Annotated in this window: 23 protein-coding genes and 1 other RNA gene; 7 read left to right on the forward strand and 17 right to left on the reverse strand. The window is 70.2% G+C overall.

Translation table 11 applies throughout. The features are described 5' to 3' along the window. Positions 1–39: 39 nt before the first annotated feature. The 3 genes from NNL39_RS00990 to ssrA all read right to left on the reverse strand — a co-directional run bounded on the left by NNL39_RS00990 (position 40) and on the right by ssrA (position 1,752). The gene (locus NNL39_RS00990) at positions 40–933 is read right to left on the reverse strand and encodes an EamA family transporter (protein ID WP_255159859.1); all 894 of its coding nucleotides are present in this window, start codon (positions 931–933) and stop codon (positions 40–42) included. Further along, positions 930–1,304, reverse strand: a complete 375-nt coding sequence (locus NNL39_RS00995) for a YccF domain-containing protein (RefSeq protein WP_255159860.1) — start codon at positions 1,302–1,304, stop codon at positions 930–932. The genes NNL39_RS00990 and NNL39_RS00995 overlap by 4 nt, the downstream gene beginning before the upstream one ends. A 78-nt stretch (positions 1,305–1,382) precedes the next feature. Beyond that, positions 1,383–1,752: a transfer-messenger RNA gene (ssrA, locus tag NNL39_RS01000) on the reverse strand. 156 nt (positions 1,753–1,908) lie between these two features. On the opposite strand from ssrA, the gene NNL39_RS01005 reads away from it, so the two are divergent. Next, a complete protein-coding gene (locus NNL39_RS01005) occupies positions 1,909–2,574 on the forward strand; it encodes an SIMPL domain-containing protein (RefSeq protein ID WP_255159861.1) in 666 nt (221 codons plus the stop codon). A gap of 110 nt (positions 2,575–2,684) precedes the next feature. Then, positions 2,685–4,223, forward strand: coding sequence for a hypothetical protein (locus tag NNL39_RS01010; RefSeq protein WP_255159862.1), 1,539 nt, complete (start codon positions 2,685–2,687; stop codon positions 4,221–4,223). A 20-nt stretch (positions 4,224–4,243) separates the two neighbouring features. Here the strand turns inward: NNL39_RS01010 and smpB are convergent, their stop codons facing one another. The 6 genes from smpB to prfB form a co-directional block, all read right to left on the reverse strand. Further along, positions 4,244–4,720 carry an SsrA-binding protein SmpB gene (smpB, locus tag NNL39_RS01015; protein WP_255159863.1) on the reverse strand — a complete coding sequence of 159 codons (477 nt, stop codon included), beginning with the start codon at positions 4,718–4,720 and terminating at the stop codon, positions 4,244–4,246. Positions 4,721–4,839: 119 nt separating this feature from the next. Then, the gene (locus tag NNL39_RS01020; protein WP_255159864.1) at positions 4,840–5,475 is read right to left on the reverse strand and encodes a GNAT family N-acetyltransferase; all 636 of its coding nucleotides are present in this window, start codon (positions 5,473–5,475) and stop codon (positions 4,840–4,842) included. A 79-nt stretch (positions 5,476–5,554) separates the two neighbouring features. Next, positions 5,555–6,469: a permease-like cell division protein FtsX gene (gene ftsX / locus NNL39_RS01025; protein WP_255159865.1), complete on the reverse strand. Its 915-nt coding sequence runs from the start codon at positions 6,467–6,469 to the stop codon at positions 5,555–5,557. After that, positions 6,466–7,236 carry a cell division ATP-binding protein FtsE gene (gene ftsE, locus NNL39_RS01030; RefSeq protein WP_255159866.1) on the reverse strand — a complete coding sequence of 257 codons (771 nt, stop codon included), beginning with the start codon at positions 7,234–7,236 and terminating at the stop codon, positions 6,466–6,468. Before ftsE ends, ftsX begins: the two co-directional genes overlap by 4 nt. Positions 7,237–7,311: 75 nt before the next feature. Continuing rightward, a complete protein-coding gene (locus NNL39_RS01035) occupies positions 7,312–7,686 on the reverse strand; it encodes a VOC family protein (protein ID WP_255159867.1) in 375 nt (124 codons plus the stop codon). 28 nt (positions 7,687–7,714) lie between these two features. Beyond that, entirely contained in the window at positions 7,715–8,824 is a 1,110-nt protein-coding gene (gene prfB / locus NNL39_RS01040; RefSeq protein ID WP_255159868.1) for a peptide chain release factor 2, read from the reverse strand. A 92-nt stretch (positions 8,825–8,916) separates the two neighbouring features. Between prfB and NNL39_RS01045 the strand changes: the two genes are divergently transcribed. The 3 genes from NNL39_RS01045 (at position 8,917) to NNL39_RS13000 (ending at position 11,522) form a co-directional block, all read left to right on the forward strand. Then, positions 8,917–9,846 carry a hypothetical protein gene (locus NNL39_RS01045; RefSeq protein WP_255159869.1) on the forward strand — a complete coding sequence of 310 codons (930 nt, stop codon included), beginning with the start codon at positions 8,917–8,919 and terminating at the stop codon, positions 9,844–9,846. After that, positions 9,843–10,910 carry a glycosyltransferase gene (locus NNL39_RS01050; protein ID WP_255159870.1) on the forward strand — a complete coding sequence of 356 codons (1,068 nt, stop codon included), beginning with the start codon at positions 9,843–9,845 and terminating at the stop codon, positions 10,908–10,910. Before NNL39_RS01045 ends, NNL39_RS01050 begins: the two co-directional genes overlap by 4 nt. Positions 10,911–10,997: 87 nt before the next feature. Then, positions 10,998–11,522 (forward strand): collagen-like domain-containing protein, encoded by a 525-nt coding sequence (locus tag NNL39_RS13000; RefSeq protein WP_322972920.1) that lies wholly within the window; start codon positions 10,998–11,000, stop codon positions 11,520–11,522. Here NNL39_RS13000 and NNL39_RS01060 read toward each other — a convergent pair. The 8 genes from NNL39_RS01060 to NNL39_RS01095 form a co-directional block, all read right to left on the reverse strand. After that, the gene (locus tag NNL39_RS01060; protein WP_255159871.1) at positions 11,519–12,241 is read right to left on the reverse strand and encodes an SDR family NAD(P)-dependent oxidoreductase; all 723 of its coding nucleotides are present in this window, start codon (positions 12,239–12,241) and stop codon (positions 11,519–11,521) included. The genes NNL39_RS13000 and NNL39_RS01060 overlap by 4 nt on opposite strands. 81 nt (positions 12,242–12,322) lie before the next feature. Continuing rightward, entirely contained in the window at positions 12,323–13,087 is a 765-nt protein-coding gene (locus NNL39_RS01065) for a type 1 glutamine amidotransferase (protein ID WP_255159872.1), read from the reverse strand. Next, on the reverse strand, positions 13,084–14,415 hold the full coding sequence (locus tag NNL39_RS01070; protein WP_255159873.1) for a hypothetical protein: 1,332 nt from the start codon (positions 14,413–14,415) through the stop codon (positions 13,084–13,086). Before NNL39_RS01070 ends, NNL39_RS01065 begins: the two co-directional genes overlap by 4 nt. A gap of 25 nt (positions 14,416–14,440) precedes the next feature. After that, entirely contained in the window at positions 14,441–15,028 is a 588-nt protein-coding gene (locus NNL39_RS01075; protein ID WP_255159874.1) for a 3'-5' exonuclease, read from the reverse strand. 30 nt (positions 15,029–15,058) lie between these two features. Further along, positions 15,059–15,526: a pilus assembly protein TadG-related protein gene (locus NNL39_RS01080; protein ID WP_255160850.1), complete on the reverse strand. Its 468-nt coding sequence runs from the start codon at positions 15,524–15,526 to the stop codon at positions 15,059–15,061. Then, positions 15,526–16,005 carry a hypothetical protein gene (locus NNL39_RS01085; protein ID WP_255159875.1) on the reverse strand — a complete coding sequence of 160 codons (480 nt, stop codon included), beginning with the start codon at positions 16,003–16,005 and terminating at the stop codon, positions 15,526–15,528. The genes NNL39_RS01080 and NNL39_RS01085 overlap by 1 nt, the downstream gene beginning before the upstream one ends. Further along, a complete protein-coding gene (locus NNL39_RS01090) occupies positions 15,980–16,378 on the reverse strand; it encodes a TadE/TadG family type IV pilus assembly protein (RefSeq protein ID WP_255159876.1) in 399 nt (132 codons plus the stop codon). The genes NNL39_RS01085 and NNL39_RS01090 overlap by 26 nt, the downstream gene beginning before the upstream one ends. A 15-nt stretch (positions 16,379–16,393) precedes the next feature. Then, complete coding sequence (locus NNL39_RS01095) at positions 16,394–16,567, reverse strand: hypothetical protein (protein WP_255159877.1); 174 nt, start codon at positions 16,565–16,567, stop codon at positions 16,394–16,396. A 106-nt stretch (positions 16,568–16,673) separates the two neighbouring features. Here NNL39_RS01095 and NNL39_RS01100 point away from each other — a divergent pair, with 106 nt between their 5' ends. Next, positions 16,674–18,428 (forward strand): dynamin family protein, encoded by a 1,755-nt coding sequence (locus NNL39_RS01100; protein ID WP_255159878.1) that lies wholly within the window; start codon positions 16,674–16,676, stop codon positions 18,426–18,428. Beyond that, the gene (locus tag NNL39_RS01105) at positions 18,425–20,041 is read left to right on the forward strand and encodes a GTPase family protein (protein ID WP_255159879.1); all 1,617 of its coding nucleotides are present in this window, start codon (positions 18,425–18,427) and stop codon (positions 20,039–20,041) included. The genes NNL39_RS01100 and NNL39_RS01105 overlap by 4 nt, the downstream gene beginning before the upstream one ends. Positions 20,042–20,075: the final 34 nt, after the last annotated feature.

Here is a 20,075-nt window from a genome sequence, read left to right on the forward strand (position 1 = left end):
GCTTGACACGTTCGAAGGTAAAGGATGGATTACATCATGTCAAGTTTTCTTGACTACTCCGGGCGGGGGGTCGAGCGCGGGGCGCGGCTGCAGCACCGCGGCCGCCAAGCCCGTGAGCATGATCGCCCCTCCCACGAACTCCGTCACCGAGGGCACCTCGCCCTGCACGAGCCACGCGGTCAGGATGCCCACCACGGGCACGAGCAGCGTGAACGGCACCACAGCGCTCGTCGGGTAGCGCGCGAGCAGCGAGTTCCAGATGCCGTAGCCGATGAGGCTCGCGAAGACGGCCGTGTAGACCGTGCTGAGAATGGCGACCCACGACAGCCCGGTCAGCGCCTGCCACACCACGGGAGGGGAATCGACGACAAGCGAGAGGGCGAGCGCCGGCAGGGGGACGACGAGGCCCGACCACACGACGAGCGACAGCCCCGAGCTCGCCTGCGCCCGACGCGCCAGCACATTGCCGATCGACCACGACAGCGCAGCGCCGAGCGTCACGATGAGCGGCAGCCAGGGCGCCGCCTGAGCGTGCCCCACGATCACGAGCGCAAGGCCCGCCATGCCGAGAACCACCCCGACCACTTGGCGCGGGGTCGGCCGCTCGCGCAGCACCAGCGCCGCCACGACGAGCGAGAACATGACCTGGGTCTGCAGCAGCAGCGAAGCAAGCCCCGGCGGCATGCCGAGAGCCAGGGCCAGGTAGAGCAGGGCGAACTGCCCGAGGCTGAGGAATCCGCCGACCAGGAGCAGCTGCCGCCAGCCGATGCCGGGCGGCTTCAGGAAGAAGACAGCGGGCACGCAGACCACGAGAAACCGCAGGGCGAGGAAGAGCAGCGGAGGGACATCCTGCTGCCCGGCGTCGATGATGACGAAGTTCGCGCCCCAGATGACGACGACGAGCAGCGCGAGCAGCGAGTGCCGCAGGCTCACCGCTGGTCGACGATGTCTTTGCCGAGCGGCAGCAGCGCCACCGGCACCATCTTCAGGTTCGCCCACGCGAACGGAATACCGATGATCGTGATGGCGAGGGCGACGGCCGAGGTCACGTGCGCGATCGCGAGCCACCAGCCGGCCAGCAGCACCCAGATGATGTTGCCGAGAACCGACCACACCCCGGCATTCGGCTTGTCGACGACGGTCTTGCCGAACGGCCACAGCGAGTACACGCCGATGCGCCAGGCCGCGATGCCCCACGGGATCGTGACGATGAGCACGAACATGATGAGCGCCGCGAGGGCGTAGGCGAGGAACAGCCAGAAGCCCGAGAGCACGAGCCAGATGATGTTGAGCAGGGTGCGCATGGCATCAGTCTGGCACCAGTTGCGTCGCCGTTCAGTACGGCGAGCGGGACGGGTCCATCAGTGCGTGACAGCGACCAGTGGTGGAGATGGGGGGAATTGAACCCCCGTCCATCGCTGTGAGCCGGAGCCTTCTACGGGCGTAGTCTGCTGAAACGTTCTCCTCGGCTCCGACCTTTGTTGCAGACCCCTAGGTCGACGAGCCCAGCCTCAGTTTAAGTCCCACGTGCACCTGAGGCGCAGGCACGCAGCAAGTCTCCTTCATGACGCCAGTGATCGGGTCGGAGACGCACCCGGACTGACGGACTATCTACTCTGCCTAGGCGGCGAGAGCGAAGTCGGTGCGCTTAGCATTGGCACCTGTTGTTTGCAGAGATCGTTAACGAGATAACCCTGCATCCTCGACCCGCTTCTCACCGTTTCGCAGGCGATGTCGAAACCGATCATCCCCTCGGTCACTCGCGCGCATCCCGACGAATCGAGAGGTGCACGAGCGGGTCGCTGTCACGCACTGTGGAGTTGTGGGGGCCGGCGCACGAGGCCCGGCGGTCAGACGCCGTTCGCGGCGTAGCCCTACAGTATACGTCACCGCTGACAGGAGGACCCGATGACCCCCCTCACCCTCACCGTGCAAGGCACCGCCCGCATCGAGCTCGAGCCCGAGCGGGCCACCGTGCGGTTCACGGTCGCCGCCGATGGCCCCGACCGGCGTCCCGTCGTCGACGCGGTGACCGCGAGCCTCGCCGCGGTCAGTGCCCTGCTCGACGAGCGATGCGACGCCGAGGCCGGACCGATCCTCGCGTGGTCGGTCGACCAGGTCGCGGCGAGCGCGCAGCGACCGTGGACGAACGACGGCAGCCAGGCCCCGCTCGTGCACCGGGCGAGCACGTCGGGGCGGGCGACCCTGCTGGCTGAGGCGACGGGCGTCGCCGAGCTCGTCGACACCCTCGCCGGCCACGGTACGGTCGCGATCGATGCACTCGAGTGGTCGCTGACGGATGCCCGGCTCGCCGCCGCGCAATCCGAGGTGCGCACGCTCGCGGTCGGCGACGCGCTCGGCCGGGCGCAGGTGCTCGCGGCGGCGGTCGGCAGGTCGGAGGTCGTGGCAGTCGCCCTCGCCGACCCCGGCATGCTCGACGGCCCGTCGCCCATCCCCCAGCCGCGGTTCGAGAAAGCCATGGCGATGGCGATGGATGCCGGCGGCTCGGGATTCGCCCTGCGGCCCCAGCCGATCATCATCGAGATCGCGGTCGACGCACGATTCACGGCCTGAGCGCGGTTCGCGAAGCGAACAGCACACCCGTTCGGGGGTGGGTGCCGAGGCGCCCTCGCCGGTAGCCTGACGTGTGTCGTATCCGGGGGGATGCGCAGGGGGGATTCATCGTGGTCAGCATGGTCGGCAAGCTCAGTCGCACGGTCGCGGCATCAGCGGCGAGTGCCGCCCTCATCATCGCCGCCGGCATCAGCCCGGCCACCGCGGTGACCCCGACCAGCGCATCGGGCGTGGCGCGCACCGCGGTCGCGCCCGCGGCGCCGTCGTGCGGCGACACCCTGTGCCTCGAGTGGGAGCGTCGGGGCGGCACGCTCGGCAAGCCCATCGCGACCTCGTCACCGAACGTCGTCACGCTCGACAACGGCGGCCAGTCGGTCGTGGTCGGCGACCGTGCGGGCAACATCTGGGCGTTGCACCTCTCGGACGGCTCGTGGGTGGGCGGCTGGCCGGTGCGCACGGGCGGAATCGTGGTCGACTCGACGCCGGCGGTGTTCGGCAGCGGCGACTCCGCGCGCGTGTACGTCGGCGTGGGTGGCAGTGCGAGCCCGAGCAAGGGCGGCATCTGGAAGATCAAGAACAACGGCGTGGTGATGTGGAAGGTGACGCCGCGCGCGCACCCCACGCAGTCGGGCACGCGCGGCGTCAAGGCCTCCGTGTCGCTCGGACACCTGCGCGGCCCGTCGACTCTCGACGTGTACGCCCCGACGATGGGGCAGCTGCACTACGCGCTCGCGACCGAGTCGGGCTCGAGCATCCCTGGATTCTGGTGGGTCTCGGCCGACTCGACCTTCTCGACGGCGGCGCTGGCCGATCTCTACGGCACGGGCCGCGACTACGTCGTCACGGGAGCCGACTCGACGGCGGGCACCTCGTACTACCGCTCGTACACGAACGGTGGCGCCCTGCGCATCCTGAAGCCGACGGGCCGCTCCGGCGAGCGGTATCCCAACCGCGGGCTCATCTGCGAGCGCCGTACCAACCAGGTCGTGCAGTCGTCGCCCGCCGTCGGCCCCGTGCTCGCGGGTGGCGCGACCGGCATCGCTTTCGGCACCGGCACGTACTACAAGAACCAGACCTCGACGAAGTACATCTTCATGGTCGACGACCGTTGCCGCGACGTCTGGAAGCGTCAGCTCGACGGCGCCACCGGGTCGAGCCCGGCCATGGCCGACATCATGGGCGACGGCAGCCTCGACGTCGTGATCGCCGCGCGCGTCGGCGCGTCGACCACCACCGTCTGGGCACTCGACGGCGCCACGGGCAACACGCTGTGGAGCAGCCCGGTGAGCGGCGGCGTCTTCGGCTCGGTCGTGACGGCTGATCTCGGCGACGGCTACCAGAGCGTGCTCGTGCCCACGGCGAGCGGGCTGCGGATCCTCGACGGCCGCACGGGCGAACTCGTGCACGCCATCGGCGGCATCGGGCTGCAGAACTCGCCGCTGGTCACCGCGCGACCGGATGGCACCATCGGCGTGACAATCGCGGGCTATGTCGGCGAACTGTCCGGAGGCCGCGTCGCCCTGCGCAGCATCGTGCAGCACTACTCGATCCCGGGCAGCGACGGCGCGACCGTCGATGACGCGGGCTCGTGGCCGATGTTCCACCGCGACCCGCAGCTGACCGGAACCGCGCCCCTAAACGTCGACTGACGACGGGCGACCGACCGGCGCTAGTCGCCGAGCCGGTTGCGCGTGCGCATGGCGCGATCGGCTTCGCGCTTGTCCTGGCGCTCGCGCAGGGCGTGCCGCTTGTCGTACTCCTTCTTGCCCTTGGCGACGGCGAGCTCGACCTTCGCCCGGCCGTCGCTGAAGTAGATGCGCAGCGGCACGAGGGTGTAGCCGCCCTCTTTGACCTTCTGGCTGATCTTGATGATCTGCGCCTTGTGCAGCAGCATCTTGCGCTTGCGGCGGGGCGGGTGGTTCGTCCACGTGCCCTGCGTGTACTCGGGAATATGCACGGCATCGAGCCAGGCCTCACCGCCGTCGATGAAGCCGTAGCCGTCGACGAGGCTCGCGCGACCCATGCGCAGCGACTTGACCTCGGTTCCGCTCAGCACGAGACCGGCCTCGTAGGTGTCTTCGATCGTGTAGTCGTGCCGCGCCTTGCGGTTGGTCGCGACGACCTTCTCGCCCTTCTCCTTCGGCACGGTTCACCTCCTACGCGATCGGCCTGCGGATGCTGCGCCCATCTCGAGCACAGCCCTCCAGTATACCGCCACTCGGCGCGCAAGCGGCGCGAGGGCACCTATTGCGAGTGCGGCGGGCGTCAGTCCGTCGGCAGAACGACTTCCCACGTGCCCAGGAGTGTGAAGCCTGCCGCCTGCGCGAGCGACACGGACGCGACGTTGTCGACCTGGCAGCGATACTGCGGTTCATCCCCGAGCTGCAGCGCCCGGGCACTCAGTGCACGAACGGTCGCCACACCGTGACCACGGCCTCGGTATGCGGGAAGAGTGAGCACCCCCGTGTCGGCCAGTGTGCTGCCATCCCAGGGGTACATGCTCGCCGCGCTCACCAGTCGACCGTCGACAAAGCAGCCGAAGACGAGCCAGTGATCGAGCTCGACGAAAGCCTCGTCGACGTCGTCGTCGGGCGCATCGGCGGTGAAGCGATCAAACGCGGCGTGATCATCGAGCGTGAGCGCCCGCACGCCCGGCCGGATCGGTTCCGTGGCGAGCGCCCGCCCGTGAGCGGCCGTGACGTGGAAGATGTTGTCGGGCGCATTGAGCGCGACGCCCGCCGCGAGAAGCGCTGAGGTGACCTGGTCGGCCTCCAACTCGTCACCATGCGTGACGCCCACTGCGTTCGCGCGGGGCGGCGAGACCGCCAGAATGCGGGGACCACCCTCAACCGACATGATCGACACCGCCCACTCGTCGGTGAGTGTCGGATCGACGACCACGTGAACGCGGTCAGGCCGCGCTGAGAGCGAGACCCCGCGAGTCCAGAAGTCGGTGACGACGGCAGAGAACACCGTGGCGTCAGACGCGCAGGTAGCGGGTGATGGCGACGTTGGCCGAGAGCGCCGCGAGCAGCGCGCCGGCACCGAGCAGGACGGGAACGACGAGCAGAGCATCCGACAGCCCGACGAACGAGGTGAGCGGCAGGGTCTCGGCGAGGTACCCCTGCACGAAGAACTGCACGATGCCGACGACGGCGAGTCCTGCGAGCACCGAGCCGAGCAGCGCCGCGACGACGCCCTCGATGATGAACGGTGTCTGAATGAATCGGTTGGATGCGCCGACAAGACGCATGATGCCGATCTCGCGGCGGCGCGAGAACGCGCTGAGCCGGATGGTCGTGGCGATGAGCAGCGCGGCGGCGACGAGCATGAGCGCGGCGATGCCGATGGCCGTCAGGCTCGAAGCGTTGAGGATGTCGAAGATCTGGTCGAGATAGCTGCGCTGGTCGACGATGCTCTCGACCCCCGCGAGCCCTCCGAGCGCGTCGGCGAGGATCGCGCTCTGCGTGGGGTCGATGAGGTTGACCCAGAACGCTTCGGGCAGCAGCTCAGGGGTGATGAGGTCAGCAACAGCGTCTCCCGCGAACTGCTCTTGGAAGTTGTCGTAGGCCTGCTGCTGGGTCTCGAAGTAGAAGGTGTCGATGAAGGGGGCCAGCGTCTCGCTCTCGAGCTGCGCCTCGACAAGCGCGACCTGCTCGGGCGTGGCGGCCTGCTGGTCGCAGCCGCCGACGGTCGAGAACTCGGTGCACATGTACACCGCGACCTGCGCGCGGTCGAACCAGTACGACTTCATCTGGGTGATCTGCATCTGCAGGAGGATGGCCGCACCCACGAAGGTCAGCGAGATGAAGGTGACGAGCACGACCGAGATGACCATGCTGAGGTTGCGACGCAGGCCCTGACCGACCTCGCCGAGCACGAGTCCGAGCCTCATGACGGTCCTCCCGTGCTCGCGGGTGCCGGGTAGGGCGACGCACTGGGCGCCATGCCGAAGCCCTGGCTGACGACAGGGTTGGCCTGCGTCTTGTAGCCGCCGCCGCGCTCATCGCGCACGATGCGGCCGCCGATGACCTCGATCACGCGCCGCTGCAGCCGGTCGACGATGCCCGCGTCGTGCGTGGCCATGATGACGGTCGTGCCGTTGGCGTTGATGCGCTCCAGCAGCGCCATGATGCCCGCGCTCGTCTCGGGGTCGAGGTTGCCGGTGGGCTCGTCGGCGAGCATGATCGCGGGCTTGTTGACGACGGCGCGCGCGATCGCGACACGCTGCTGCTCGCCGCCCGAGAGCTCGTGCGGGAAACGCTGCGCCTTTCCGTCGAGGCCGACGGTCTGCAGAGCATCGGGAACCGCCTCGTGGATGAAGCCCTTGCTCTTGCCGATGACCTGCAGCGTGAACGCGACGTTGTCGAAGACCGTCTTGTTCGGCAGCAGACGGAAGTCTTGGAAGACGACGCCGAGGTTGCGGCGGAAGTACGGCACCTTGCGGCTCGAGATGCGGCCGAGATCCTGCCCGAGCACGTGGATCGCTCCGGCCGACGGCTTCTCCTCTTTGAGCACGAGGCGCAGGAAGGTCGACTTTCCCGAACCGGAGGCGCCCACGAGGAACACGAACTCACCGCTGAGAATCTCGAGGCTGACGCCGTTGAGCGCCGGCCTCGCTGTTCCGCGGTAGACCTTGGAGACCTCGTCGAATCGAATCATCGTGGGTCAGCGTAAGCCGCGACCCGCGCCCCGGGCGGGTACGACACCCGCGCGGGCGCGCTTCTCAGGGCGCGCTTAGCCGGCGTCGGGCTCGGGCTGGGTGATGCCGATGACCGTGCCCTCGAGGTCACGGAACGATGCGTACGCGCCCCAGCCCTCGACGACGTCGACCTCGGCGGCGATCTCGCCGCCCGCCGCCACGGCGCGAGCCAGCACGGCCTCGACATCGTCGACCGTGATGTACAGCCGGATGCCCTCGCCGCTCGGCCTGTAGTCGTCGCCTTCGGTGATCGCGATCGCGGCAGCGGCCGGGTCATCGTTCGGGAAGAACACCATGCGCTGGCCGTCGACCTCGGTCAGCTCGAGCTCGATCGCGAAGACCGTGGCGTAGAAGTCGCGCGCCTGCTCGAGGCGACGCGCGGGGATCTCGACGATGTTGATGCTCACCATGGCGAGCACTCTACGGCCGCGCGGTCGGTTAGTCGACCGGGCGCTGCTTGCGCCACTTGATGCCCGCGGCGATGAAGCCGTCGAGGTCGCCGTCGAACACGGCCGAGGGGTTGTTGACCTCGTGCTCGGTGCGCAGGTCTTTCACCATCTGGTACGGCGCGAGCACGTACGAGCGCATCTGGTCGCCCCAGCTCGCCGTGATGGTGCCGGCGAGCTCTTTCTTGGTCGCCGCCTCCTGCTCTTTCTGCATGATGAGGAGGCGCGACTGCAGCACGCGCATCGCTGCAGCGCGGTTCTGGATCTGGCTCTTCTCGTTCTGCATCGACACGACGAGGCCGGTCGGCAGGTGGGTGATGCGCACGGCCGAGTCGGTCGTGTTGACCGACTGCCCTCCGGGGCCCGACGAGCGGAAGACATCGACGCGGATGTCCGACTCGGGCACCTCGATCTCCGCGCTCTCCTCGAGCAGCGGGATGACCTCGACCGCGGCGAAGCTCGTCTGCCGCTTGCCCGCGGCGCCGAACGGCGACATGCGCACGAGGCGGTGGGTTCCCGCCTCGACGCTGAGGATGCCGAAGGCGTGGGGCGCATCCACTTCGAAGGTCGCGCTCTTGATGCCCGCCTCCTCGGCGTACGAGATGTCCATGACGGTCGTCGAGTACTTGTGCTGCTCGGCCCAGCGCAGGTACATGCGCAGCAGCATGTCGGCGAAGTCGGCCGCGTCGACGCCGCCCGCTCCCGCGCGGATCGTGACGACGGCGGGGCGCGCGTCGTACTCGCCGTCGAGGAGGGTCTGCACCTCCATGTCGGCGAGCGCCTTCTCGATGTCATCGAGCTCGCTCGCCGCCTCGGCGGCCGCGTCGTCGTCATCGGCCTCGCGCGCCATCTCGATGAGCACGTCGAGGTCGTCGAGCTTGGCCTGCAGCTCGGTGATGCGCTTGAGCTCGCTCTGCCGGTGGCTCAGCGCGCTCGTGACCTTCTGCGCGTTCGCGGTGTCGTCCCACAGGTCGGGCGCGCCCGCCTGCTCGTTGAGCACGGCGATGTCGGCCTCGAGCCGGTCGACGTCAACGACGGCGCGGATGTCGGCGAAGGTGCTGCGGGCGGCGGCGATGCGCTCGGCGAAATCCAGATCGATCATGTCGGGTTCAGCCTACCGGCGGGCGCGTGCGCTGGTCGGCGAGAAGTCACCGCGCAGCCCTGAGTGGCTGCTCCGGCGCTACAGTGGCCCGCATGGCGACCGTCCCCCCGCTGCTGGCACAGTGGGCCCCTGCGGTCAGGTTCGAACCGATCACTCCGCCCGTGCAACCGGGGTGGTCGCGGTTCAACCCGTCGATCGTGCGCACGGCGGGCACGACGACGATCGGGGTGCGCAGCGCCAACTACCGCTTGACCGACGCAGGGCGCTACGAGATGACCGACACCGCGATTCGGTCGCAGACCGTGCTCATCGACCTGTTCGACGGTCAGAGTCAGAACCCTCGTCTGCTACAGATCCGCACCGACCGCATGCCGTCGTCCTTCCCCGTGCAGGGTTGGGAGGACGTCCGGCTGTTCGCCAGCGACGCGGGCATCTCTGGGCTTGCAACCGTGCGCGATGTGGACGAATCGGGAGTCTGCCGCATCGCGCTGCTCGTGCCGCAAGGCGACGATCGCGTCGCCGAGGTGCTCGTCGACAGTCCGCGGCCCGGTCGGCACGAGAAGAACTGGGCGCCGTGGCCGACATCGGGCGCCGTTCGCGCGGTGTACTCCTGGGATCCCCTGCGCATCATCTCGATCGACCCCGCGACGGGGCAGACCACTCTCGATGATCGTGGAGCGAGCGGGCTCGGACCAGGAACGCGCGGCGGGTCGGGCGCGGTCGAGCTCGACTCGGGCGAGAGCCTGTTCGTGGTGCACGAGAGCCACCTGCTGCCCGACGGACGCGCCTACGTGCACCGCTTCGTGACCATCAGCGCCGACGGTCTCGTCGCTCGGGCATCGCCCCGCCTGCGTCTCACCGGATTCGGTGTCGAGTTCGTCGCGGGTGCCGCCCTCGAGGGCAGCGACCTCCTCGTGACGTTCGGCGTGGCCGACCGCGACGCCTGGCTGGCGCGGCTGCCGATTGCGGGCGTGCTCGAACGGCTCGGCCCCGTACGACGGGTGCCCGGGGTACCCGCATGACCGTCCCTGGCCTGCGACTGGCCATGATCGTGCGCGACGAGGCGCCGATCATCCAGCGCGCCGTTGCCTCGATCCTTCCGCTCATCGATTCGTGGCGCATCATCGACACCGGGTCGAGTGACGACACCGTCGCGCTCATCGAGACCTCCCTCGCGGGGGTTGCGGGCGAGCTCCGGCGCAGCCCGTGGTTCGACTTCGGGCACAACCGTTCCGAGCTCGTCGACTGGGCGACAGAGGGCGCCGACTGGCTGCTGCTGCTCGACGCCGACATGATCGTCGATGCCGACGACGACCTGGCCGAACAGCTCGCGGCATTCTCGGCGGACGCCGCACTCGTGCCGGTCGACGGCGGGGTCTCGTACCGCATGCCCTACCTGGTTCGCGGCAATCGCCCGTGGCACTACGTGGGGCGCACGCACGAGCACCTCTCGAGCACCACTCCCTATCGCACCGAATGGTTCGACGGCCTGCGCATCACGCACGTCGCCGACGGTTCATCGCATCAGGTGAAGCTCGAGCGCGACGTCGCCATGCTCGGCCTCGACCTGCTCGAGCACCCCGATTCCAGCCGCACGGTCTTCTACCTGGCGCAGACTTATCGAGACGCCGGCGAGCACGAGTTGGCGCTGCAGCAGTACCGACGACGGGCGACCATGGGCGGCTGGGCCGAAGAGGTCTTCTGGTCGCTCTACCAGGCGGCCCTGATCGAAGAGGTGACCGCGTCACCGACAGCGACCGACGCCATGATTCGGGCGTGGGATGTCCGCCCCGAGCGTGCCGAACCGCTCTACCGGCTCGCCCGGCGGCATCGGCTGGTGCGTCAGCACCATGCTGCGTGGGTCTTCGCCAGTGCAGCCGCGGCCCTCGAGCTTCCCGACGACACCTTGTTCGTGGACGCCGAGGTCTACCGCTGGGCGGCGGCCTTCGAGCGCGCCGACGCAGCGTGGCGTATCGGCCATCGTGCACTCGCGCGTGCGGAGGTCGAGCGGTTGCTGGCCCTCGACGGCATTCCCGCAGAGCACCGCGACCACTTGGAGCTCATGCGGTCGGACCTCGGTGCCTGAGAAAACCTTCGCTCGAAGCCGGCGTGAAGCTAGGCTGATCGAACCCGAAAGAGAGAGTCGTTAATGCCGAGTCGTCGCGATGTTCTGTTGGTCCTCGGAACCGCCGCGGCGACCGCGGCGCTCACGACCGGGGTCAACTTGCTGATGCCCGGGCCCATGGGCCCGGCGGGCCCGGCCGGGGCCGACGGTGACGACGGCCGAGACGGTTCGAACGGCTCCGACGGCCAGGACGGCACGAATGGCGTGAACGGCGAGGACGGGCGCGACGGGATCGACGGCCGCAACGGATCGAACGGTGCCGACGGCAACGACGGCGCGGTGGGAGCCACAGGGCCCTCGGGTTCTGGGAGCGGGGTCGGACCCACCGGCCCCACGGGCAGTGCTGGCCCGACGGGCGATCAAGGGCTGCCGGGAGCGACCGGCCCGACCGGCACCGTCGGACCGACAGGCCCGACCGGCGGCACGACCGACCCCGGGCTGACCGGCGCAACCGGCCCGACGGGAGAAATCGGCCCGACCGGAGAGATCGGCCCGACGGGCCCGACCGGCCCGACCGGAGAAATCGGACCCACCGGCGCGACCGGACCGACCGGACCGACCGAACCGGTCTAGACCACCTGCGCGGTCGGCAGGCCCTGGAACGCGCTCGACGGGAGGTCTTTCTCGTCGGCGCGCACGGCATCCAGAATGCGCGTGACGACGGCGGCGGGCGCGTAGCCGACGGGGAACGCGGGGCGCTCCCCCGAGATCGGGTGCTTCGAGAGCTCGGTCTCGGTGTGGCCGGGGCGCGCATCGAGCACGCGGATGCCCGCCCGGCGCAGTTCGCGCGCGGCGACCTGATGCGCTGCGGCCTGGGCCGACTTGACGGCGCTGTAGGCGCCGATGCCGGCCGTGGGGGTCTCGGCGACCACGCCGCTGATCGAGACGACGAACGGTGACCCGCCCGCCGCGGCGCTCTCGGCGAGGGCCGGAGCGGCGGCGCGCAGCACGCGCATCGGCGCGAGAACGTTGATGGCCCACAGTGCCTCGAGGGTCTCGTCGCTCGTGTCGACGAGGGGGCCGAACGCGACGGCGCCCGAGGCGACGATGACGCCGTCGACGCGGCCGTAGGCGTTCTTCGCGGCGGCGACGACCTTCTCGGCCTCACCGGCGTCGGTGAGGTCGGCGGGGATGAGCGCGGCGCCGTCGATGTCGAGGTCGTCGAGGGCGAGCATCGAGCGCCCCGTCAGGGTGAGGCGCGCGCCCGACGCGGCGAGCTGGCGGGCGAACTCGCGGCCGAGGCCGCCCGTCGCTCCGAGGACGATGATGGAGGCACCCGCGAGATCGGTCATGCGGCCACGCTACGTCGGCTCTCTGGGAGCATGCAGAGGGCGCTCAGGCCGCGTGTCGCTCGCGCTCAGGGGCGCTCACGCTCAGGCGCGCTCGGCGTACTGCCGAACCTGGGCCGCGAACGCCGCGCCGACCTCGTGCGCCTGCTCGCGGTAGAGCCGCCAGTTCTCGTGGCTCAAGCGCTCCTGCTCGGTCGGGTCGACGCCCTCGCGCTCGTAGACGCGGCGCCCGCCCGCGATCCACGCGAGCTGCGTCGCCAGCCCCACCTCGAGGTGGAACTGCAGTCCCCACGCCGACTCCCCCACCCGGAACGCCTCGACGATGCCGTCGGTCTCGCCGAGCAGCACCGCGCCCTCCGGCAGCTCGTAGCTGTCGAAGTGGTAGTGGAACACCTCGACCTCGTCGGCACCGGTCGCGCCGCGCGCGGCCGATGCCACGAGGGGCGCCAGCACGGGGTCGCTCGCGGCGTCGTCGGTGAGGCGCACGCTCGTCCACCCCAGCTCGGGCACCGGCGAGGGCTTGAACGGCGCACCGGCCGCGGCGGCGAGCAGCTGCGAGCCGAAGCAGAGGCCCAGCACGGGCATCCCCGTCTCGAGGGCGTGCTCGAGCACGCGCTTCTCGTGGGTCATCCAGGGGTGCTTGGGCTCGTCGGGCACTCCGGCGTAGGCGCCGAGCGAGACGATGCCGCTGAACCGGTCGAGAGCATCCAGCGACGGAGCGCCCTCGGGGTCGCGCTCGACGTCCCAGGTCACGATGCGCAGACCGGCCTCGGCCAGCGGCGCGGCGAGCTCGTTGAGGTTGTCGTCGACGTCATGCAGCACGACGAGCACCTCGGGGGCTGCGCTCACGCGTGCTCGCCCTGCATGGCGCGGATGTAATCGCGGATGGTCGGCACGCCTTCGAGTTTGTCACGGAAGAAGGTGTTGACGAGGTTGATGACACGGTTCTGCGCCGCCTCGACATCGCTCGTGCGACGCTCGCCCGCCGACTGGTCTTCGAGCGTGCGCCGCAGGCTCAGCAGAGCGCTCACGATCTCGGCCTCTTCATCGCCGTCGAGCATCTGGATGACCTGCAGCATGAGCGCGTCGGCCTGGTCGCGCACCGCGTCGATCGGGATGCTCGTGCCGGGCTGCGTGGCATTGTCGAGCGTCGAGATGAGCGACCACACCTGATACAGGATCGTCGCCGGCTCGTCGAAGAGCTCGCGCACGTAGGCCGCATCGATGTGACGGCCCGAGAGGCGGAAGATGTTGTACATGCGCTTGGCGGCCTTGCCGTAGTTCACCTGCTTCGTGAGGTACTTGCGCACCTCCTCTTCGAGCCGCTCGACGTACTCGTCGAGCGCGTCGTCGCTGACGTGCTGCACGACCTTGGTGAAGGTCGGCAGATCGTCGGCCTCGAGGTAGACCTCCTGGAAGTACGCGTCGAGGTAGCCGTCGAGCGGAACGATCTCGCCGTCGGGCCCCTCCCACGTCACGTCGATGACGTTGCTCGCGTTCGAGAGCGACTTGCGCTGCGGGTCGGTGACGACCCAGTCGAGCTTGCACCAGCCCGGGTCGAGGGCGGCCTCGTACCAGGTGAGGGTCTGCACGCTGCCGTCGGCGAGCGTCAGCTCGATGCGCTCGGCCTCGATCTCGGCCGGGGTCCACGTGATGGGGCTACCGCGCTTGCGCGGCTGACCGCCGTGCTCGCAGTCGACGGGGTAGCTGCCGAGCTTGCCCTCGAGGAACTGGAAGGCGTCGGCCGTGTACGTGCGCCGCGCGGCCGCGCGCATGAGGTCGGCCATGATTCGGCACGCCTCCTCGCGCGACGCGGCCTTGATGTTGAGGCGCTGGAAGTAGTCGCAGTCGCCGGGGAACGACTGGATCTTCGACTGCGCCGCCGAGCCGCTCAGCGCGAGCGCGCTCTCCGCGATCTCGGGCGGGCCGGTCACCTCGACGACCTGGCCGATGCGACGGAAGCGCTCGAGGTCGCGCGGCGTGAAGTCGAGCATGGTCACGCGGTGCCCGAAGGTGCCGCTCTCGTGGGTGACGATGTGCTCGTCGCTCGCGGCGTCGGCGGCGATCGCGGCGAGCCACTGCAGGGCGGCCTCTTCATCGAGCTGCACCCCCAGGCGGGCGGCCGATTCGCGGATGCGCGCGATGTCGTCGTCGGGCTGATTCGTCTGGAGCGTCATCGCGGGCCTCCGGGGGCGAAAGGGGTCAGTCGCGCGACGCCAGTTCGCCTCGCACAGCCCGGAAGAGGGCCGCCTGATCGCGCGCGTCGTCGAGTGCATTATGCGTCAGGGTGATGCTCAGCCCATAGCGTTCGGCGACGAAGTTCATGCTCGTTCCCGCCCAGCTCGAGCCCGTGACTCCGAGATAGAAGGCCTTGATGTCGAGCGCCGAGTGGCCGAAGGGGTTGCGGCCGAGGTAGCGGTGGAAGTAGTCGGCCACGAACATCCAGTCGAAGACCGCGTTGAAGCCGACCATCACGGGGCGGTGACCGGCGGGGGTGACGGTGTCGATCCAGTCGGCGAACTGCTGCATCGCCGCCTCGGGGGCGGTTCCGGATGCGCGCAGCCCGTCGAGCGTGAAGCCCCCGACACTCATCGCCGAGTCGAGCACCCCCTCGCGGTCGGGTTGCAGCTCGACGTAGAAGCCCGGCTCGGTGTCGGGGGCGTCGACGCTGCGGGGATCGACCACGCACGCCCCCACCGAGAGCATCGCGAACCCGCTCGGGCTCGGACCAGCCGCCTCGATGTCGACGCTGATGTAGGTGACGGGCTTCTCGGGGCGATCGGTGCTCACGTGCCCATTCTGGTGGGCGCGCTCCACGGTTCAGTCGAAGACGCTGCGGCCCGTCGCGGTGACCTCGAGCCGCAGGCCCTCGGGCAGCAGGATCGCGAGCACGGGCGGCCGCCAGTCGGCGGCGAGGGTGACGCGAGCGCTCAGACCGTCGGGCGTGCTCGCGGCGACGAGCTGAAGGTTCTCGAGCCCGCCCGCGGGTGCCTCGGCCAGGTACTGCCGCGCGCCCTGCTGCACCTGCTGGTCGGTGAGGCGCGGGCGCAGCACGCCCTCGGGCGTCACGCGCACGTCGTCGAGGTCGAACGACTCGGCGCCGACGAGCGCGGCGCCGTCAGCGAGCGTGAAGAGGCGCTTGCGCTCGAGATACAGCGAGGTCGCGGCGGTCACGAGCAGCACGACCGCGAGGGCGAGCGCGCCGTAGCCCGCGATGAGCGGCAGTGTCGAGCCGCGGTCGTCGCGGGGGTCGAGCCGCGAGCCGCTGCCGAGCGCGCGCCGCCGCATCACCCCGCGCCCCAGAATCGGGAGACCTGCTGGGTGGCGCTCGCCTCGATGGGGATGGCGAGCGGCACGCGCAGGTCGAACAGTGGCGGCACGAGCGGTAAGGGCACGCTCGCCTCGACGCGCACGGTCACCCAGCCGCGGCGCGTGTGGCAGCGGTCGGGTCGCGGCTCGCACGTGATCGCGATGCTCGTCGCGGTCGTCTCGAGCCCGTGGTCGGCGAAGGCGATGGCGAGCGCCCGTTTCGCGGCGGCTGAGCCTGCGGCCGTGGAATCCGCCTGCACGAACACCCGGGCGGCCTGACGGGCGGCTCCTTCGGCGGCGAGTGACGCCGACTGGATGGTGCCGAGCGTGAGGATCAGGTAGACGAGCGGCACGAGCATGAGCAATCCCGCGGTGAGGAACTCGAGCGAGGCCGAGCCGCGGTCATCGCATCCGCCGCCGCGTTCTGCGCTCTTATCGGAGGGGCTCGAGGGCCGCACGCCCGCTCACCTCCAGGGTGTCGTCGATGCCGACCATGCCGATGAGCGGCAGCGGCGACCGCACGGTGACGATGACCACGGGATGCCCTCCGTATGCCCCCGTGCCGGCCGAGATGCTCTGCGCGTAGCCCTCCCCCAGCGCCGCGGTGATGAGCTCGCGGCTCCGCTCGATGCCGGCGGGCAGGGAGCTGTCGGCGAGCGCCGCGTACCGGGCCCCCTCGGCGGCGGCGTCGATGAGGGTCGTGCGCACGTGCAGGGCGAACGCCACCTGCAGCACGCTCAGCGTCACGAGGGTGAGCAGCACGCCGACGAGCACGAACTCAACCGCGGCCGAGCCGCGGTCGTTCGCGAGGCGCGCGCGCAGGGCATCCATCGGCGAGGGCCGGCGTCAGAAACCGGTGACGCGGTCGATCGCCTGCTGGAAGACGCCCTGCAGCGCGGGGCCGGCGAGCGCCCAGATGAGGATGACGAGCCCCGCGGTCATGAGGGTGATGAGCACCCAGCCGGGAACGTCTCCGCGGTCGTCGTTCGCTCGGGCGAAAAAGTCGAGGATTCTGCGCATGCGCGCGATTCTGCTCGTCGTGCGACGGTGAGCGTCGGAGCTGTCCACAACGCGCGCCTGCCGTCAAGAGGTCGCCAACCTTGCCGGCGCCCGGCATGCTTGAGTCGTGACCGACACCCGAGCGCCCGCGACCGTGTCGCTCGAACGACTGCGGGCATCGCTCGCCGACGTCGGCCTGAGCCTGCACCTCGACGGGATCGTTGAGCAACGCGAGGCTGCGGCCGCTGCGGTGCGACAGATCGACGACTACATCCGCCCGCGGCTCGCCGACCTCGACGCTCCTCTGCTCGCGGTCGTCGGCGGCTCCACCGGATCGGGCAAGTCGACCATCGTCAACGCGCTGCTCGGAGTGGCGACGACCCGCGTAGGCGTCATCCGCCCGACGACGCGGCAACCGATACTCGTGCACTCTCCCGTCGATGCCGGCTGGTTCGCGAGCGACCGCATCTTGCCGGGGCTCGCGCGCGTGCGCGGTCGGGTGAGCGCGCCGGGCACTCCCGCGAGTGCCGCGGGCGACACCCCCGAGGCCGCGCGCATCAGCGAACTCATGCTGCTCGAGCACGAGGCCGTGCCGCGCTCGCTCGCGATCATCGACGCCCCCGACATCGACTCGGTCGCCGACGAGAACCGCGCCCTCGCCGCGCAGCTGCTCGCCGCCGCCGACCTGTGGCTGTTCGTCACGACCGCCAACCGCTACGCCGACGCCGTGCCCTGGCGCTTGCTCGAGGGTGCCGCCGCGCGGCAGATCACGGTCGGCGTCGTGCTCAACCGCGTGCCGCCCGGAGCCACCGACGAAGTGCTGCCCGACCTGCGCGCCATGCTCGCCGCTCGGGGGCTGGCCGACGCGCCCGTGTTCACGATCGACGAGCAGCCCCTCGACGACCTCGGCATGCTGCCGGCGAGTGCGGTCGCCGGCCCGCGCGCGTGGCTCGAGGGCATTGCGGGCGACCGCGTATCCCGAGCCCGCATTGCGGCCCGCACGCTGAGCGGCGCCATCGGCGATCTCGACCAGCGCGTGGCCCGCATTGCGGATGCTCGCCAGCAGCAACTCGACTGGCTCGACGGTGCCGAAGCCGCCGCCGACGCGCACTACCAGGCGGCGATCGACGCCGTCGATGCGGCGACGAGCGACGGCGCGCTGCTGCGCGGCGAGGTGCTCGCGCGGTGGCAGGACTTCGTGGGGACATCCGACGTGTTCCGCAGCATTGAGTCGTGGTACGCCCGCACGCGCGACAGCATCACGGCGTGGGTCACCGGCAAGCCGAGCCCGGTCATCGCGGTCGAGACGCAGATCGAGAGCGGGCTGCAGGCGGTCATTATCGATCAGGCGGGGCGCGCGGCCGCCGCCGCCTGGTCCGACCTCGAACGCACCCTGCCGGGGCGCATGGTCGCCGAACTCAACCCGTACCTCGCCGCGGAGAGCCCCGAGCTGCGCGACCGCGCAGCGGCGATGATCCGCGAGTGGCAGGGCGCGCTCATGCAACTCATTCACGACAACGCGGGCACCAAGCGCGTGCGGGCTCGCGTGGTGTCGCTCGGGCTCAACGTCGTGACGGTGGCGCTCATGATCGTCGTGTTCGCCTCGACCGGAGGACTCACGGGCGGCGAGCTCGCGATCGCAGGCGGCTCGGCCGTCATCGGCCAGAAGCTGCTCGAGACGATCTTCGGCGAAGACGCCGTGCGCCGGCTCGCGGCCGAAGCCCGCAGCGATCTGCAGCGGCGGGTCGAAGCGCTCTTCGACTCGGAGGCCGATCGCCTGGGCACGGCACTCGAATCCCTGCGATTCGGCTCGGCACCCGAGTCGCTGCGGCGCGAGTCGCGGGCGCTGCTCGACGACGTGGCGCGGGCGGCAGACGCGTGAGTGCAACAAGACCGACCCTCGACGAGCGGATCGCCGCTCTGCGGACGGTGACCGAGGCGGGCACGGGGCGCATCCCGAGTGCGATCGCCGACGAAGCGCGGGCACTCCTGTTGCAGACCGAGGCGCGTCGTGCGCGCTCGCCCGAGCACACGGTCGTGGGCGTTTTCGGCGCGACCGGGTCGGGCAAGTCGAGCCTGGTGAACGCGCTCGTCGGCGACGAGGTGGCGAAGGCGCACGTTCGGCGTCCGACGACGTCGCAAGCCCTCGCCGTCACGTGGGACGCTACGGGTGCCGCCGACCTGCTCGACTGGCTGCAGATTCGCGAGCGCATCGAGCGCGTCGAGCCGATCGATCCGCGCGCGGGCAAGCTCGTGCTCGTCGATCTGCCCGACGTGGATTCTGTCGAGGCGGGCAACCGCGCGATCGCCGAGCGACTGGCCGGCCAAGTGGATGCCCTGCTCTGGGTTGTCGACCCGCAGAAGTATGCCGACGACGTGCTGCACGCCGAGTTCATCGCGCCGCACGCCCGGCACGCAGCGGTCACGCTCGTCGTGCTGAACCAAGTGGATCTGCTCGCGGCGGGAGACCGAGCATCCGTCGTCTCATCGCTGCAGTCGATCGTCTCGCGCGACGGACTGCCTCGCGCTCGCGTGCTGCCCGTGAGCGCGCGCACGTTCGAGGGGGTGGATGCGCTCAAGACCGCGATCGGCGATCTCGCCGCGGCCCGCAAGGCTCGGGATGCTCGTCTCACCGCCGACGTGCAGACCCTCGCCGCGCGCATCGACGACCCGGGCTCGGCTGCTCGCCTTGATACTCCTGCATCGGTGCGCGTGCGCGACGAGGTCGGCACGGCGGCGGGCGTCGACGTCGTCGCGGCCGCCGTCGCGAGCTCGTACCGAAAGCGCGCCGGTCAGGTCACGGGCTGGCCGCTCGTCTCGTGGATCGGCCGCCTCCGCGCCGACCCGCTCACGCGCCTCGGGCTCGGCCCGAAGCGCCGCGGCTCTGACAAGAACGTCGACCCCGACGTGCACCGCACGAGCATGCCGCTGCTCAGCGCGGGCGCTCAAGCGAAACTCTCGCTCGCCGTGCGCTCGTTCGCTGACACCGCCGCCGCGGGCCTCGCGGGCCCATGGAAGGCCGCCGTGCGCACCGCCGCCGAGGGCGCGCTCGATGCTCTGCCCGCCGACCTCGACCGCGCAATCGCGCGAACCCCCCTGCCTGCTAAGGGCTCGTGGTGGTGGGCGATCATCGGCGTCGTTCAATGGGTCACGATCGTGGCTGGCGTACTCGGAGCCCTGTGGCTCGTCGGGGCATCCCTGCTGCCGACGTTCGGGATGCCCGCTCTGCTCATTCCCCGCGTCGAAGAAGGCCCGCTCGAGGGCTGGGCTATTCCCACGCTCGTGATCATCGCCGCCGTGCTCGTCGGAGTGTTGCTCGGGCTGCTGTCGGCCGTGCTCAGCGCCCTGACGGCGGCCAGGCGGAGACGTCGCACGCGCAAACGCTTGCTCGCCTCCGTCGACGAGGTCGTGCAGCGGGAGGTGGTCGCGCCCGTCGCCGCCGAGCTCGACCGCGCCCGCGCAGTGGCAGCGGCGCTCGGGGTTGCTCGCCGCTAGCCGACTCAGTCAGGCTCGCGGTCGCGGTCTTGGA

Origin of the sequence: Microcella humidisoli, assembly GCF_024362325.1 — a bacterium.
In the GTDB taxonomy this organism is placed as follows: Bacteria; Actinomycetota; Actinomycetes; order Actinomycetales; family Microbacteriaceae; genus Microcella; species Microcella humidisoli.

Bases quoted from the DNA above. Each gene is read 5' to 3' on its own strand.
- NNL39_RS00995 (WP_255159860.1), bottom strand. From the start codon at position 1,304: ATGCGCACCCTGCTCAACATCATCTGGCTCGTGCTCTCGGGCTTCTGG.
- NNL39_RS01005 (WP_255159861.1), top strand. From the start codon at position 1,909: ATGACCCCCCTCACCCTCACCGTGCAAGGCACCGCCCGCATCGAGCTC.
- ftsX (WP_255159865.1), bottom strand. From the start codon at position 6,469: ATGAGGCTCGGACTCGTGCTCGGCGAGGTCGGTCAGGGCCTGCGTCGC.
- ftsE (WP_255159866.1), bottom strand. From the start codon at position 7,236: ATGATTCGATTCGACGAGGTCTCCAAGGTCTACCGCGGAACAGCGAGG.
- NNL39_RS01035 (WP_255159867.1), bottom strand. From the start codon at position 7,686: ATGGTGAGCATCAACATCGTCGAGATCCCCGCGCGTCGCCTCGAGCAG.
- prfB (WP_255159868.1), bottom strand. From the start codon at position 8,824: ATGATCGATCTGGATTTCGCCGAGCGCATCGCCGCCGCCCGCAGCACC.
- NNL39_RS01045 (WP_255159869.1), top strand. From the start codon at position 8,917: ATGGCGACCGTCCCCCCGCTGCTGGCACAGTGGGCCCCTGCGGTCAGG.
- NNL39_RS01050 (WP_255159870.1), top strand. From the start codon at position 9,843: ATGACCGTCCCTGGCCTGCGACTGGCCATGATCGTGCGCGACGAGGCG.
- NNL39_RS01060 (WP_255159871.1), bottom strand. From the start codon at position 12,241: ATGACCGATCTCGCGGGTGCCTCCATCATCGTCCTCGGAGCGACGGGC.
- NNL39_RS01070 (WP_255159873.1), bottom strand. From the start codon at position 14,415: ATGACGCTCCAGACGAATCAGCCCGACGACGACATCGCGCGCATCCGC.
- NNL39_RS01080 (WP_255160850.1), bottom strand. From the start codon at position 15,526: ATGCGGCGGCGCGCGCTCGGCAGCGGCTCGCGGCTCGACCCCCGCGAC.
- NNL39_RS01090 (WP_255159876.1), bottom strand. From the start codon at position 16,378: ATGGATGCCCTGCGCGCGCGCCTCGCGAACGACCGCGGCTCGGCCGCG.
- NNL39_RS01095 (WP_255159877.1), bottom strand. From the start codon at position 16,567: ATGCGCAGAATCCTCGACTTTTTCGCCCGAGCGAACGACGACCGCGGA.